We start from the raw sequence: 15,464 nt of genomic DNA, 5'->3' as shown, positions 1-15,464 counted from the left end.
CGATGCCACGCCGATGATGGCCCAATATCTGGCCATCAAGCACGCCCATCCCGATTGCCTGCTGTTCTATCGCATGGGCGATTTCTACGAATTGTTCTTTGACGACGCGGTCAAGGCGGCGGCGGCCCTGGACATCGCACTGACCAAGCGCGGCAAGCATCTGGGCGAGGACATCGCCATGTGCGGCGTGCCGGTACGGTCGTACGAGGCCTATCTGTCGCGGCTGGTGCGCGCCGGCTACAAGGTGGCCATCGGCGAACAGACCGAAGACCCGGCGGAAGCGAAGAAGCGCGGCGCCAAATCGGTGGTGTCGCGCGACGTGGTCCGCGTCATCACCGCCGGTACCCTGACCGAGGACAATCTGCTCGATGCCCGGTCACACAATTATCTGGCCGCATTGGCCGAGGCGGGCGGCGGGTTGGGGCTGGCCTGGGTCGATGTCTCCACCGGCGATTTCGCCATGCAGCCCTTGGTCCCGCCCCTGCTGTCCGCCGCCCTGGCCCGGCTTGATCCGGGCGAATTGCTGGTGCCCGAACGGCTGCTCAACCAACCGGACCTGCTTGAGGCGTGGAGCGAATGGAAAACCATCCTGACGCCGCTGCCCAGCGTCCGTTTCGATTCCGAAAATTCCCGCAGGCGGCTTGAGGCCTTGTATGGTGTCGGCGCTCTTGACGCTTTCGGTGCCTTCGGTCGGGCCGAGCTGGCCGCCGGCGGCGCCCTGGTCGATTACATCGAGCTGACGCAAAAGGGCAAGCTGCCGCGTCTCAACCCGCCGCAGCGTCTGGCCCAGGGCGCGGTGATGGAAATCGACGGCGCCACCCGCCGCAACCTGGAACTGGCGGAAACCCTGACCGGCGAGCGCAAGGGATCGCTGCTGGCGACCATCGACCGCACGGTGACCGGGGCGGGGGCGCGGCTGCTGGCGGCACATCTGGCCGCACCCTTGACCGATCCGGCGGCCATCGATCGCCGCCTGGACGCGGTGGCCTTCTTCGTCGAGCATGAAGACGTGCGCGAGGCTGTGCGCGCCGCCCTGAAGCGCTGCCCCGACATCGAGCGCGCCCTGTCGCGCCTGAGCCTGGGGCGCGGCGGTCCACGCGATCTGGCCGCCATCCGCGACGCCCTGGCGGAAATCCCGTCCTTGCGCGGTCTGATCGCGCGGCCGGCCCTGGATGCGCCGCCGCCGGCCATTGCCCAAGCGACCCAGGGATTGGGGGAACATTCCACCCTGGTCGACATCCTGACCCGCGCCTTGGCCGAGGAATTGCCGCTTCTCGCCCGCGACGGCGGCTTCATCCGCCCCGAGTTCCATGCCGGCCTGGATGAACTGAAAAGCCTGAAGGCCGAGGGCAACGCTCATCTGATGCGGTTGGAACGGCGCTATGCCGAGGAAACTGGCATCCAGGCCCTGAAAATCCGCCACAACAACATCATCGGCCATCATATCGAGGTGCCGGCCAAGCAGGCGGACAAGCTGGATGAAAATTTCATCCACCGCCAGACCATGGCCAATGCGGCGCGCTACACCACCACCGAACTGATCGAACTGGCCGGCAAGCTGACCGGTGCCGCCGATCGTGCCTTGGCCATGGAACAGCACTTGTTCAGCCAATTGGTGGGCGAGGTTACCGGGCGCGCCCATGACATCGCTGGTGCCGCCGCCAGCCTGGCCGCCCTCGACGTGGCTGCGGCCCTGGCCGAACTGGCGTCGGCGGAAAACTGGGCACGGCCCGTGGTCGACGACAGTCATGCCTTCGTCATCGACGGGGGCCGTCATCCGGTGGTGGAAGCCGCCTTGCGTGCGGTCAACCACAGCGCCTTCGTCGCCAATGATTGCGATCTGTCGGCGGGTAACCGCCTGTGGCTGATCACCGGCCCCAACATGGCCGGTAAATCCACCTTCCTGCGCCAGAACGCGGTCATCGCCATCCTGGCGCAGATGGGCGCCTTCGTCCCGGCCCGGGCCGCCCGTATCGGCGTGGTCGACCGTTTGTTTTCCCGCGTCGGCGCCGCCGACGATCTGGCGCGGGGGCGGTCCACCTTCATGGTGGAAATGGTGGAAACCGCCGCCATCCTCAACCAGTCCGGCCCGCGCGCCCTGGTGATTTTGGACGAGATCGGGCGCGGCACCGCCACTTTCGACGGTCTCTCCATCGCCTGGTCGGTGGTCGAGCATCTGCACGAGGTGAACAGGTGCCGTGCCCTGTTCGCCACCCATTACCACGAGCTGACCAGCCTGTCGGGGCGGCTGAAGGATCTGTCATGCCGGCAGATGCGGGTGAAGGAATGGCAAGGCGACGTGGTCTTCCTGCACGAAGTGGCGCAAGGCGCCGCCGACCGCTCGTACGGCATTCATGTGGGCCGGCTGGCCGGGCTGCCGCCAGCCGTCGTTGCGCGAGCGGAAGAAGTCTTGTCGGCTCTGGAAAAGGGCGAACAGGGTAGCGCCGTGGCCAAATTGGCCGATGATTTGCCGCTGTTCGCCGCCCTGGCCAAACCCAAGCCCAAGGAGAGTGTGGCGGCGGAGCCGTCGCCGCTGGCGGAAAAGCTGAAGGAAATCAATCCAGACGAGCTCAGTCCGCGCCAAGCCCTGGATCTGCTTTACGACCTGAAACGGTTACTGTGATGGGACAATATCTGCTGATCGGGCTGGAAATCGGCATTCCCGCCTTGTTGCTGTGGCTGATCCTGCGAAACTTGCGTAACTCTTAGGCAAGGCTGCCCAAGCGGGTGGCAGTGGCGAAACGTCTGGAAAGCCTTGGTTTGCCGCGCCTATACTCCGCATCCTGTTTCTCCGGTTCCGGTACCCGTTCATGACCAAGATCCACCGTCAACGCGACATCATCGACCGCCGCGCCGTCATGGCCCGGCTGACCGAGCTGGCGGGATCGGACCTCAACAAGATGAAGCGCCGGGCCGGCGTCCTGGCGGTGTTCAAGGAGGCACTGAACCTGGGCCGCATCGAGGTGCGCCGCCGTTTCGATCAGCATGGCGACGGCACCCAGACGGTGCGGGAAAACTGCTTCCTCATCGATCAGCTGGTGCGCATCGTCCACGATTTCGCCGCCGGCCATGAATTGCCGCAAAACATCCGCACCAGCGGCGAGGCCATGAGCCTGGTCGCTGTCGGCGGCTATGGCCGGGGCGAGCTTTCGCCGCAATCTGACATCGATCTTTTGTTCCTGACGCCTTACAAGCGCACGCCCTGGCACGAGCAGGTGGTGGAATACGTCCTTTACATGCTGTGGGACATGGGGCTGAAGGTGGGGCAAAGCACCCGCTCGGCCGATGAATGCATCCGCATGGCCAAGGCCGACCTGACCATCCGCACGGCGCTGCTGGAAATGCGCTGGCTGTGGGGCGACCAGGATCTGTATTTTGACCTGAAGAACCGTTACGTTAATGAAATAATCGCCGGCACCGGCGAGGAATTCGTCGAGGCCAAGCTGGCCGAGCGTGACGCCCGCCATGCCAACATGGGCGACACCCGCTATGTGCTCGAGCCCAACGTCAAGGAAGGCAAGGGCGGCCTGCGTGACCTGCACACGCTTTATTGGCTGGCGCGCTATCTCTATCGGGTCGACGGCATTAACGATCTGGTCGATCAGGGGATCATCTCGAAAGAGGCGTGCAAGCGTTTCGCCAAGGCCCAGGCCTTTTTGTGGACGGTGCGCTGCCACCTGCATTACGTCACCGAACGGGCCGAGGACCGCCTGACCTTCGATGTGCAGCAGGAAATCGCCAGCCGCATGAATTATACCGACCATGCCGGCAGCCGTGGTGTCGAGCGCTTCATGAAGCATTTCTTCCTGGTGGCCAAGGATGTGGGCGATCTGACCCGCCTGTTCTGTTCGCTGGCCGAGGAACAGCAAAAGCGCAAGCCGCGCATGCGCCTGGGCAAGCTGTTGTTTCTGAAGCGATCCAATGTCGATGGCTTTGTCATCGACGGCGACCGTCTCAACGTGTCGGCGCCCGACCAGTTCACCAAGGATCCGGCGGCGATGATCCGGCTGTTCCACACCTCGCTGGAACACGGCATCGATATCCACCCACATGCCCTTGATCTGGTCCATCGCAATCTCAAGCACGTGGGCTCGTTGCGCAAGGACAAGGCGGCCAACGCCCTGTTCATGTCCATCCTGACCAGCAAGAAGAACCCGGAAGTGGCTCTCAGGCACATGAACGAGGCCGGGGTGTTAAGCCGCTTCATCCCCGATTTCGGCCGTGTCGTCGCCCAGATGCAATACGACATGTACCATGTCTACACGGTGGACGAGCACACCATCCAGGCCATCGGCATCCTGCACGCCATCGAGCAGGGTGTTCTGGTGGAAGAAGCGCCGCTGTCGACCCAGATCATCCACAAGGTGTCGTCCAGGAAGGCGTTGTACATGGCGGTGCTGCTGCACGACATCGCCAAGGGCCGGGGTGGCGACCATTCGGTGCTGGGGGCCGACGTGGCCATGAAGCTGGGACCCCGCTTCGGTCTGACCGACGAGGAAACCGAGACGGTGGCCTGGCTGGTGCGTGAGCATCTGACCATGAGCCGGGTCGCCTTCAAGCGTGACGTCGATGACCCGCAGACCATCACCGATTTCGTCACCAAGGTGCAAAGCCCGGAACGCCTGCGTCTGCTGCTGGTCCTGACCGTGGCCGATATCCGCGCCGTCGGCCCCAATGTGTGGAACGGCTGGAAGGGCGGACTGCTGCGCGAACTTTATCAGCGGTCCGAGGAACTGATGCTGGGCGGCATGGCTGCCGCCCGCGACCACCGGGTCAAGGCGGCGCAGGCGGCGGTCAGCCGCGAACTGATCGCCAGTGGCTGGCCGCAGACCGATATCGACGCCCATCTGGCCCGCGGCTATCCCACCTATTGGACCAGTTTCGACACCCGGACCCATGTCCATCACGCCCGCCTGGTGCGTGACGCCGAGCAACGCCATGCACCGCTGACGGTGGAATCGCGCATCGATTCATTCCGTTCCGTTACTGAAATCAACGTCTATACCAGTGACCATCCCGGCCTGTTCTCGCAGATCGCCGGGGCCATGGCGGTGTCGGGGGCCAATATCGTCGACGCCAAGATCGTTACCTTGGCCAACGGCATGGCGCTGGACAGCTTCTGGATTCAGGAAAGCGACGGTGCCGCCTTCGACACCCCATCGAAACTGGCCAAGCTGTCGACGGTGATCGAACAGGTGCTGTCGGGGCGTATGCGTCTGGACAAGGAACTGGCGGCGCGCAAGGGCAAGCTGCCGGCGCGCGCCCATGTGTTCAAGGTGCCGCCCAGGGTGATCATCGACAACAAGGCGTCGTCGTCGCATACCCTGATCGAGGTCAATGGTCGCGACCGTCCCGGCCTGCTCTATGATCTGACCGCCGCCATGACCCAATTGGGCTTGCAGATCGCCTCGGCCCATATTTCCACCTATGGCGAGCGGGTGGTCGACGTCTTTTACGTCAAGGACATCTTCGGTCTGAAGGTCCAGCACGAGCGCAAGCTGGAACAGATTCGCGACGGCGTGCTGAAGGCGTTGCGCGATCCGGCGGACAGCGAAGCGGCGGCGGCTCAGTAAATTCATGAACCTGATCCGGTCCATCGCCACCGTCGGCGGCTTCACCCTGGGCAGCCGCATCACCGGCTTCGCCCGCGACATCCTGATCGCCAATTACCTGGGCGCCGGGCTGGTGGCCGATTGCTTCTTCGTCGCCTTCAAATTCCCCAATCTGTTCCGTCGGCTGTTCGCCGAGGGCGCTTTCAACGCCGCCTTCGTCCCCCTGTTCGCCGGCAAGCTGGAGCAAGAGGGCGAGCACGCGGCCAAGCGTTTCGCCGAGAACGCCCTGGCGGTGTTGGCCGTCGCCCTGACCGCTTTCGTCGCCCTGATGGAAATCGTCATGCCCTGGGCCATCTATGTCCTCGCCCCGGGCTTCGATGCCGTGCCGGGCAAGATGGAACTGGCGGCTGAGCTGTCGCGCATCACCTTTCCCTATCTTCTGTTCATTTCCCTGGTGTCGCTGCAATCGGGGGTGCTGAACTCGGTCGGGCGCTTCGCCGCCGCCGCTGCCACCCCCATCTTGCTCAACCTGACGCTGATGGCGGCGTTGATCGGCCTGACGCCGTTGACCCCCACCTCGGGTCATGCCTTGGCCATCGGCACCACCATCGCCGGCATCTTGCAATTCCTGTGGCTGGTGTATTCGCTCAAAAGCCAGGGCTGGCTGCTGTCATGGCGCCGCCCGCATCTGGATGCGGACGTCGTTTTGCTGATGAAACGGATTGTCCCCGGTGCCATGGGCGCCGGCATCTATCAGGTCAACCTGCTGGTCGACACCATGATCGCATCCATGATGGCGCAAGGGGCGGTGTCTTACCTGTATTACGCCGACCGCATCAACCAATTGCCCTTGGGCGTGGTCGGTATCGCCGTCGGCACCGCGCTTTTGCCCATCCTGTCGCGCCAGATCCGCGCTGGCAATGACGAGGCCGCCCATCACAGCCAGAACCGCGCCCTGGAATTCTCGCTGCTGCTGACGCTGCCGGCCATGGCCGCCATCGCCGTATTGTCCGTGCCCTTGGTCATGGTGTTGTTCCAGCGCGGCGCCTTCGGCACAGTGGAAACCCAGGCCACCGCCGGGGCGCTGGCAGCGTTTTCCCTGGGTCTGCCCGCCTATGTGCTGGCTAAGTGCCTGACCCCGGCGTTTTTCGCCCGGCACGACACCGCCACCCCGGTCAAGCTGGCGGCGGCGGCGATGATCGCCAATATCGTGCTTAACTTGGCGCTGTGGCCGTTGGGGTTGGCCCAGGTGGGCATCGCCCTGGCCACCGCCTTGTCGGCCTGGCTCAATGTCGGTCTGCTGGCCTGGGTGCTGAGAAAGCGCGGCTACTTTCGTCTGGACGCCCGCCTGCGGACCAAGGCGCCGCGCATCATTGGCGCCTCGGTCTTGATGGCGGCGATTGTGGGCACCGCCGGCTGGTGGGCGGAGCCGCTGATGGCCGCCTCCGGCCAAGGCCAGCGCGCCCTGTGGCTGGCTGGCCTGGTGGGTGGCGGCATCGTCCTGTTCGCCCTGCTGGCGCAACTGACCGGGGCGGCGCGCTTGGGCGAGATCAAGGCCATGGTCAAACGCCAGCAGCCTTGACAGAACACGGTCTTCGGGCATAGCTGAACCCATTCAAGGGTCCAAACCTGGAGCACATCCCCCATGCAGCGCATTTTTTCCGGCGTTCAGCCGACCGGAAACCTTCACCTCGGCAATTATCTTGGTGCCATCCGCAACTGGGTCCGCTTGCAGGACCAGTATGAATGCATCTTCTGCATGGTCGACCAGCATGCCATCACCGTGTGGCAAGACCCCAAGGAACTGACCCGCAACACCCGCGAAGTGGCCGCCGGCATGATCGCCGCCGGCATCGACCCGGCCAAGAACGTGTTGTTCAACCAATCCACCGTGCCGGCGCACGCGCAATTGGCCTGGGTGTTCAACTGCGTCGCCCGCATGGGCTGGCTCAACCGCATGACCCAGTTCAAGGAAAAGGCCGGCAAGCACAAGGAAAACGCCTCGGTCGGCCTGTTCGCCTATCCCAATCTGATGAGCGCCGACATCCTGATCTACAAGGCCACCCATGTGCCGGTGGGCGAGGATCAGAAGCAGCATCTGGAACTGGCCCGCGACACCGCGCAGAAGTTCAACAACGATTACGGCGTCGATTTCTTCCCGTTGCCCGAGCCGCTGATCTTCGGCGCCGCCACCCGCGTCATGTCCTTGCGCGACGGCGCCAAGAAGATGTCGAAATCGGACGAAAGCGATTATTCGCGCATCAACATGACCGATGATGCCGACACCATCGCCCTCAAGGTGCGTAAGGCCAAGACCGATCTGTTCCCCATGCCCCATTCGGTCGAAGGGCTGGAAGAACGGCCCGAGGCGTCCAATCTGTTGGGCATTTACGCTGCCCTCTCGGACCGCGACAAGACCGAGGTGATCCATCATTTCGCCGAGCGCCAGTTCAGCGAGTTCAAGGCCGAGCTGGTCGATCTGGCGGTGTCGGTGCTGGGGCCGATCAATGCCGAGATGAAGCGGCTGATGGCTGATCCCAGTCATATCGATGCGGTGCTGCGCCAGGGTGCCGAACGCGCCAACGCCATCGCCGAGCCGATCTTGAAGGATGTCTACGACATCGTCGGTTTCCTGAGACCCTGAGGAGCACGCGTCCATGGCCCCCGATACCAAGCGTTGGCTTGCGTGGCTGCTGCCGGTCCTGCCGGTCCTGCTGCTGCTCTATTACGGCATCGGCATGGGCCTTGCGCATAAGATCGATGCCGATCCCGAATACGGCCCCGGCGCCGTCACCGCTCCGCAAAGCCGAGCGGTGGCCATGGCGGCGCGGCTGATCCTGCGCGAGGTGGACGACCATAAATGGGTCGCCAACGACCCGTTCTTCAATCCTTCGTCACTGCTGGACAACATGCCGGCCTATCAGACCGGCATCGTCGGCGCCATCGCCCGCGTCACCGCCCATCTGAACGGCCTTTCCATCGAAAGCGGGGCAGAGGATCTGGAACTGTCCCGTGCCGCCGGTTTCCTCAAATATCCCGGTACGGTGTGGAAGTTCGATTCGCGCACCTCCTGGGCGCCGACCGCATCGTCGGAAAAGCAATACCGCTCGGCCGCGCGTAATCTCTTGGTGTTCAACGACCACCTGACCACCGGCGACGCCGTCTTTGCCCGTGACCGCGCCAGCTTGGCCAAGCTGCTGGCCCTGATCGGCACCGACATGGATGCCGCCGCCGACCGTCTGGACGCCCATCTGGCCCAGGGTCATTGGACCTTGTTTGATGCCGGTGCCGATGATCTGTATTTCGACACCAAGGGCCGGCTTTATGCCCAATCCATGATCCTGCGCGAGTTGGGCTGGGATTTCGCCCAGATCCTGGCGGCGGCCGATCTGGGCGAGCAATGGCAAGCCATGCTGGCCGCGCTCAACCGGGCGGCGGCATTGCAGCCGGCACTGGTTCTGGCCGGCGACGAGGATTCCGCCTTGTTGCCCAATCATCTGACCAATCAGGGGTTTCGTCTGCTGCAGGCGCGTTCTCGGTTGGCCGGATTGGCGGCGGCCCTGGCTGGTGGCGACGAACATTAGAAAAACATGAAATTCTTGTTGCCAAGGGCCCGGCAAAAGACGACAAGGGATTAACGAAGCACGCCAAAAGACGCGTGCACGCCTGTCTTTGATGAGGGGCGGGGAGGCCATGCAGATATATCTTCCGATCGCGGAAATGTCCGTGAACGTGTTCCTGATTCTGGGGCTCGGCGGTGGCGTCGGCTTCATGTCGGGGTTGTTTGGCGTCGGCGGCGGCTTTTTGATGACGCCGCTGTTGATCTTCTTGGGCATTCCGCCGGCGGTGGCGGTGGGCACCGAAGCGGCGCAGATCGTCGCCTCGTCGGTGTCCGGCGTGCTCGCCCATTGGCGGCGCGGCAATGTCGACATCAAGATGGGGCTGATCCTGACCATGGGCGGCTTCGTCGGCTCGTTCGGCGGTGTCGAGCTGTTCAAATGGCTGCGCGGCATGGGGCAGGTCGATCTGGTGATCGCGCTGTGCTACGTCGTCTTTTTGGGCATCGTCGGCGGCATGATGTTCATCGAAAGCATTCAGTCGCTGGTGCAAAGCCATCGTGCCGGTGAAGCCGGGGTGGCGCGCAAGAAGCTGCACCAGCACACCTGGATCCACGGCTTGCCGTTCAAGATCCGTTTCCGCCGCTCGAAACTCTATATCAGCGCCATCCTGCCCCTGAGCCTGGGGCTGTTGGTCGGCGTGCTGGCGGCGATCATGGGTGTGGGCGGCGGCTTCATCATGGTTCCGGCCATGATCTATCTGCTGGGCATGCCCACCTCGGTGGTGGTGGGGACGTCGCTGTTCCAGATCATCTTCGTCACCGCCAATTCCACCTTCCTGCACGCCACCCGCAATTTCACCGTCGATGTGGTGCTGGCCCTGTTGTTGCTGTTGGGCGGCGTCATCGGCGCCCAGGTCGGGGCCAAGATGTCGGTGCGGCTGAAGGGCGAGCAATTGCGCGTGCTGTTGGCTTTGATCGTCTTGCTGGTTTGCGTCAAGCTGGGCATCGACCTGATCACCACGCCGACGGAAATGTTCACCCTGGGCGCCGGAGGAAAGCACTGATGAAGCGGCTTATCCTGATCATCGCCCTGTTGGTGGGCACGTTGGGTACAGCCCGCGCCAATGAACCGCTGGTGGCCGATCTGTCCAAGCATCTGGTGGCCATCACCACCGGTTTCGCCGGTACCGACGTGTTGCTGTTCGGTGCCGTCGATGGCGAGGGTGAGGTGGTGGTGGTGGTGCGCGGTCCGGCCAAGGCGGAAATCGTGCGCCGCAAGGATCGTAAGGCCGGCATCTGGATCAACACCGGCAGCGCCGAGGTGGAAAGCGCCCCCAGCTTCTATCGGGTCGCCAGCACCAAGCCGTTGGCCGAGATCGCGCCGGTCGCCGTGCTCGACCGTCACCAGATCGGACTGGACCATCTCGATCTGTCCATCGACACCAAGGACAATGGCGCCGATGGCACCGCCTATCGTGACGCCCTGATCCGGCTGAAGCAGAAAAAGGGCTTGTACGGTGACGTGGTGCAGCAGATCGGCTTCATGAGTCACCGGCTGTTTCGCACCGAAATCCACTTTCCCGCCAATGTGCCGGTGGGCACCTATCTGGTCGAGGTTTACCTGATCCAAGGCGGTGACGTCATCAGCGCCCAGACCACGCCCCTGGTGATCTCGAAAATCGGCATCGGTGCCGATCTGTTCGATTTCGCCCATCAGCAGGCGGCGGCCTATGGCCTGATCGCCATCATGCTGGCGGCGGCGTCGGGTTGGCTGGCGGCAGCCGCGTTCAAGAAATAATCAACGGGAGGATAGCCATGTCAGATCCGCATACCGGCTCAGGCCGTGTCTTCCTGGTGGTGGTCGACGACAGCGAGGAAATGCGTGCCGCGCTGATGTTTTCCTGCCGCCGTGCCCGCCATACCGGCGGTCGCGTCGCCTTGCTGCGCGTGATCGAGCCGACCGAATACCAGCATTTCGCCTCGATCGGCAAATTGATGCGGGAAGAAGCCCGCCAGGACGCCGAAGCCTTGTTGCAGCGTCTGGCCGCCGAGGTCAACGAGTTGTCCGGCGAATTGCCGGTGCTTTACGTGCGCGAGGGCAACCCGCGCGAGGAAGTCATCGCCTTGATCAACGAAGAGCCGTTGATCTCGGTTCTCACCCTGGCCGCCGACACCGGATCGGGCGGTCCCGGCCCGCTGGTCAGCGCACTGTCCGGCAAGTTCATCGGCAAGCTGCGGGTGCCGCTGACCATCATTCCCGGCAATCTGACCGCCGAGCAGATCGAGGCGATCACCTGATGCCGGTCAATCCCCTAGTAAATCACTTGGGTTTGATGGCTTGACAGAGGCGGTTCAGGGGTCCATTTAGGCTGATATGAATTTGGCTCGTCTCTTGCGAGGATTTGATGTTCATCCAGACTGAAAACACCCCCAATCCGTCGACCCTGAAGTTCCTGCCCGGGCGTGAAGTCATGCCCGCCGGCACCGCCGATTTCGGTTCCGCCGAAGCCGCCACCCGCTCGCCGCTGGCGGCCAAGCTGTTCACCGTCGACGGCGTCGCCTCGGTGTTCCTGGGCGGCGACTTCATCACCGTCGGCAAGACCGAAGCCGCCACTTGGGGCACTCTGAAGCCTTTGTTGCTGTCGGCGATCATGGATTTCTTCACCGCCGGCCTGCTGCCGGTGATCAATGAAGGGACCGAGAAGGTCAGCGACGGCGAGGAAACCGACATCGTCCGCCAGATCAAGGAATTGCTGGATACCCGCGTCCGTCCGGCGGTGGCCCAGGATGGCGGCGACATCATTTTCCGCTCCTTCGACGACGGCATCGTCTATGTGCATCTGCAAGGCGCCTGCTCGGGCTGCCCCAGCTCGACCGCCACCTTGAAGCACGGTATCGAGAACATGCTGAAGTACTACGTGCCGGAAGTGGTGGCGGTGCAGGCGGTCGACTGACCCCTGCTTCGCTCCATCCCTGCATGAGCGGACAGCCGAACGTCAAATCCTCGATTTTCACCCTGCTACCGCCTATCTTGGCGGTAGCAGGGCTTTATCTGCTGGTGGCGCTGGGGACCGAATCCCCCCTGTGGCGCTGGCTGGTCCGTGGCGAGCCGGTGGGGCTGGAAACGTCGCTGTCCGAGGATGAACGCACTCAGGCCACCCGCCTGGACGCCGCCTTCACCCGCATGAATTATCGCTTGGACCGCGTCGCCGCCGGCCACAGGGTGCCGCCTTTGTTTCTGCCCAGCCTGCCCGGCGATCTGGACAGCCTGGACGAGATCGACACCAAGAAGCAGGTGTTCCTGCGCCTGATGCTGCCGCTGATCCTGGTGGTCAACGAGGAAATAGCCGAGGATCGCGCCCGCCTGGAAGCCATGCGTCAGGGCAAAGTCGCCCGCGACGATGGTTGGTTGGCCGATCTGGCCCAGCGCTATCAGTCACCCAGCACCGACATTGCCGTCTTGCTGCGCCGGGTCGACGTGGTGCCGCCGTCCCTGGCCTTGGCCCAGGCGGTGGAGGAATCGGGTTGGGGCACCTCGCGCTTTGTCCGCGAGGGCAACAATCTGTTCGGCCAGGTGGGTGGCGACATCGTTCCCGAAGGCGACCAGGGCGGGCCGGCCATGGCCAGCTTCGAGTCCCTGCACGCGGCGGTGCGCGCCTATGCGCAGAACCTCAACAGCCACCGCGCCTACGAGCCCTTGCGTCGTATCCGCGCCCAGATCCGGGCGCGCGGCGGTTCTCCCGACGGCCATTCCTTGGCCGGGGCCTTGACCGCCTATTCGGAACGGGGACATGCCTATGTGGATGCGATCCGCGCCCTGATCCGCCACAACAGCCTGTTGCGCTTCGATCATGCCCGGTTGGGGCGTCAGGGCATTCTCAGCTGACAGCACTCCGGTCAGCCAGTAAAGCCGTCACTCCCGCGCCGGCGGGAGTCCAGAGGGTGCACCTCCACCTTTTCCGCGACTCCTGGATACCCGCCTGCGCGGGTATGACGGGGTGGGCGGAGGATGCGTCGTATTTAAGGCTCGATGCTATAGATGATCACGACATGGGCGCCGCGCGCCCGCGTCCGGTCAGTTCGTCGAAACAACCGCGCTCGTCCAGGGGCTGGGTGCCGCGCATGGCGTAATGGGCGACCACCTGATGGCTGCCGTCGTCATAGAGGAACAGATCCAAGGTGCAGACCTGGCCCCGATACTGCCAGATTTCCGCTGGGGCATCGCGGCGGGTGAAGCCGGGGCGGCCCAGCACCGACTTGATCTGCACGGTGTTCAACCCCTTCAACCGCGCCGGCTCGGACAGGCCGCCGGGAATCGCCGCCAGCTGATCGCCGTTTTTCATTGCGGAGGCGGAAGAATCCGTGCCGGAAAAACCACCGGCAACATGGGGGCCGGACGCGGTTTGCGGATTACCGCCGCAAGCAACCAGCAACAGCAAGGGCGACAGCAACGCAAGACGGCTCGGGCGCATGGGGACCACCGGGGCGAGGAGATTGCCGGATTATACTGAATTTGCTCGCATGCGCAACGTTTCCGCCACGTGAGTCATGAACGCGGCGGCGATGACCGGCGCCGCCAGATTGAGCAACGGCACCGAGAACAGAAAGGCGATGACCACCCCGGCCAGCCACACCTGCCCCAGCCGCGCCTTGAACAGGGCCCGGACCATGGCCGGCTCCAACCGGCGCAGCGCCGCCATCTCGAAATATTCCCGCCCCAGCAGATAGCCGTTGATGGCGGTGGCCAGCAAAACGGTCAGGCCGGTAAACAGCAAGATGCCGTAAAGCGGCAGGGCGGCCAGATTGATAATCACGGTCAGCGCCAGGAAACGCAAGGTGCCCAGGATGACTTCCGTCGTCGGTTGCGGGCGGGCGGCGGCAAGGTGCGGATAGTGGCGGGCATCGACGGCGTCGGCGACGCCGTCCAGCATCGGCCCCATGATGGTGGTGGCCAGAGCGGGGAAAAACAGTATGGGCAGCACCAGGGCCAGGGCGCCGATGGCCAGATCGCTGCTCCAGTCGGCCCAGGCATTGGTGAACAGGCTGACATTGGCCAGCACCGTCCAGATGATCGCCACCAGGGCCACATAAGCGGCCAGGGCCCCCAGCACCCCCAATTTCAGTACCCGCGCCAGACGCGGGTCGGATAATTGCGCCAACGCCTTCCACAAAGCACCGATCATGCTTTTTCCCCCTTATTGTCGGTGACGTTGCCGTGAACGCACCGTTTTTTATTGTTCCAAACGCGCGCACCGTTATACTGCGCCGCCAAACGGGTCGGCCGGACGCGGTCCCATTGACCCATATCGCGCGCTATAGCAAGAGATCAAGAGAATGGCGGATACTCGCTTCCACGTGGCCGGCATCGGCAACGCGATTGTCGACGTGCTGGTGCATGCCGACGACGCCCTGCTGTCGCAGTTGGACCTGACCAAGGGGGTCATGACCCTCATCGATTCGGCCACCGCCGAGTCCATCTACGAGCGTCTGCCCCCCGGTATCGAATGCTCGGGTGGGTCCGCCGCCAACACCATCGTCGGCATCGCCTCGCTGGGGGGCAAGGCCGCCTATGTGGGCAAGGTCAAGAACGACCAGTTGGGTCAGGTGTTCCGCCACGACATCCGCAGCGCCGGCATCACCTTCGACACCGCCCCCGCCGAGGACGGCAATTCCACCGCACGCTGCTTCGTCCTGGTCACCCCCGACGCCCAGCGCACCATGTTGACGTATCTGGGCGCCTGCGTCGAGCTGACCCCCGACGACGTGGACGAGGCGATCATCGCCTCTTCCGCTGTCACCTATCTGGAAGGCTATCTGTACGATCCGCCAGCGGCCAAGCGCGCCTTCCTGGCTGCCGCCTCGGTCGCCCACGGTGCCGGTCGCATGGTATCGCTGTCGTTGTCCGATCCGTTCTGCGTCGACCGTCACCGCGTCGATTTCGCCGATCTGGTGGCCAATCACGTGGATATCCTGTTCGCCAACGAAGCCGAATTGTGCTCGTTGTACCAGACCGACAATTTCGACGACGCCATCCGCGCCTCACGCGGGCATTGCCGGGTCGCCGCCATCACCCGTGGCGCCAAGGGCTCGGTGGTCATCGCCGGCGAAGACGCCATTGTCGTCGGTGCCGCGCCGGTGGCCCAGGTGGTCGACACCACCGGGGCCGGCGATCTGTACGCCGCCGGCTTCCTGCACGGCTTCACCCAGGGCCGCGACCTGGCCACCTGCGCCTTGCTCGGCGGCATCGCCGCCGGCGAGGTGATTTCCCATTTCGGTGCCCGACCCGAGCGCCCGCTTGCCCAACTGGCCGCGGAAACGCTTGGCCTCCCTTCCCTCTGATCCGGTTATTGAAC

Annotated in this window: 13 protein-coding genes; 11 read left to right on the top strand and 2 right to left on the bottom strand. The window is 63.8% G+C overall.

Annotated features, from left to right (window positions below):
- The first annotated feature begins 13 nt into the window (after positions 1-13).
- The 10 genes from mutS (at position 14) to MGMSRV2_RS15755 (ending at position 12,997) form a co-directional block, all read left to right on the top strand.
- Positions 14-2,623 carry a DNA mismatch repair protein MutS gene (mutS, locus tag MGMSRV2_RS15800; RefSeq protein ID WP_052589123.1) on the top strand — a complete coding sequence of 870 codons (2,610 nt, stop codon included), beginning with the start codon at positions 14-16 and terminating at the stop codon, positions 2,621-2,623.
- Between the two features lie 187 nt (positions 2,624-2,810).
- Positions 2,811-5,573 carry a [protein-PII] uridylyltransferase gene (locus tag MGMSRV2_RS15795; protein ID WP_024081359.1) on the top strand — a complete coding sequence of 921 codons (2,763 nt, stop codon included), beginning with the start codon at positions 2,811-2,813 and terminating at the stop codon, positions 5,571-5,573.
- A gap of 4 nt (positions 5,574-5,577) precedes the next feature.
- Entirely contained in the window at positions 5,578-7,134 is a 1,557-nt protein-coding gene (gene murJ, locus MGMSRV2_RS15790; protein WP_024081358.1) for a murein biosynthesis integral membrane protein MurJ, read from the top strand.
- 63 nt (positions 7,135-7,197) lie between these two features.
- Positions 7,198-8,196, top strand: coding sequence for a tryptophan--tRNA ligase (gene trpS, locus MGMSRV2_RS15785; RefSeq protein ID WP_024081357.1), 999 nt, complete (start codon positions 7,198-7,200; stop codon positions 8,194-8,196).
- 13 nt (positions 8,197-8,209) lie between these two features.
- Positions 8,210-9,136: a DUF2333 family protein gene (locus tag MGMSRV2_RS15780; RefSeq protein ID WP_024081356.1), complete on the top strand. Its 927-nt coding sequence runs from the start codon at positions 8,210-8,212 to the stop codon at positions 9,134-9,136.
- A 109-nt stretch (positions 9,137-9,245) separates the two neighbouring features.
- Positions 9,246-10,175: a sulfite exporter TauE/SafE family protein gene (locus tag MGMSRV2_RS15775; RefSeq protein ID WP_024081355.1), complete on the top strand. Its 930-nt coding sequence runs from the start codon at positions 9,246-9,248 to the stop codon at positions 10,173-10,175.
- Positions 10,175-10,909: a TIGR02186 family protein gene (locus MGMSRV2_RS15770; protein ID WP_024081354.1), complete on the top strand. Its 735-nt coding sequence runs from the start codon at positions 10,175-10,177 to the stop codon at positions 10,907-10,909. Before MGMSRV2_RS15775 ends, MGMSRV2_RS15770 begins: the two co-directional genes overlap by 1 nt.
- 17 nt (positions 10,910-10,926) lie before the next feature.
- Positions 10,927-11,409 (top strand): universal stress protein, encoded by a 483-nt coding sequence (locus tag MGMSRV2_RS15765; protein ID WP_024081353.1) that lies wholly within the window; start codon positions 10,927-10,929, stop codon positions 11,407-11,409.
- Positions 11,410-11,516: 107 nt separating this feature from the next.
- Complete coding sequence (locus MGMSRV2_RS15760; protein ID WP_024081352.1) at positions 11,517-12,065, top strand: NifU family protein; 549 nt, start codon at positions 11,517-11,519, stop codon at positions 12,063-12,065.
- A gap of 23 nt (positions 12,066-12,088) precedes the next feature.
- Positions 12,089-12,997 (top strand): glucosaminidase domain-containing protein, encoded by a 909-nt coding sequence (locus MGMSRV2_RS15755; protein ID WP_024081351.1) that lies wholly within the window; start codon positions 12,089-12,091, stop codon positions 12,995-12,997.
- A gap of 157 nt (positions 12,998-13,154) precedes the next feature.
- On the opposite strand, the gene MGMSRV2_RS15750 is transcribed toward MGMSRV2_RS15755, so the two are convergent.
- Together MGMSRV2_RS15750 and MGMSRV2_RS15745 are read right to left on the bottom strand one after the other, a co-directional pair.
- A complete protein-coding gene (locus tag MGMSRV2_RS15750) occupies positions 13,155-13,583 on the bottom strand; it encodes a hypothetical protein (protein WP_024081350.1) in 429 nt (142 codons plus the stop codon).
- Positions 13,584-13,613: 30 nt separating this feature from the next.
- The gene (locus MGMSRV2_RS15745) at positions 13,614-14,294 is read right to left on the bottom strand and encodes an EI24 domain-containing protein (RefSeq protein WP_024081349.1); all 681 of its coding nucleotides are present in this window, start codon (positions 14,292-14,294) and stop codon (positions 13,614-13,616) included.
- Positions 14,295-14,445: 151 nt separating this feature from the next.
- Here MGMSRV2_RS15745 and MGMSRV2_RS15740 point away from each other — a divergent pair, with 151 nt between their 5' ends.
- Positions 14,446-15,450 (top strand): adenosine kinase, encoded by a 1,005-nt coding sequence (locus MGMSRV2_RS15740; RefSeq protein ID WP_024081348.1) that lies wholly within the window; start codon positions 14,446-14,448, stop codon positions 15,448-15,450.
- The last annotated feature ends 14 nt before the right edge of the window (positions 15,451-15,464 follow it).

The organism is Magnetospirillum gryphiswaldense MSR-1 v2, from assembly GCF_000513295.1.
Lineage (GTDB): Bacteria > Pseudomonadota > Alphaproteobacteria > Rhodospirillales > Magnetospirillaceae > Magnetospirillum > Magnetospirillum gryphiswaldense.
The sequence above is the reverse complement of the archived record's forward strand: the minus strand, read 5'-3'. Positions and strand labels throughout refer to the sequence as shown.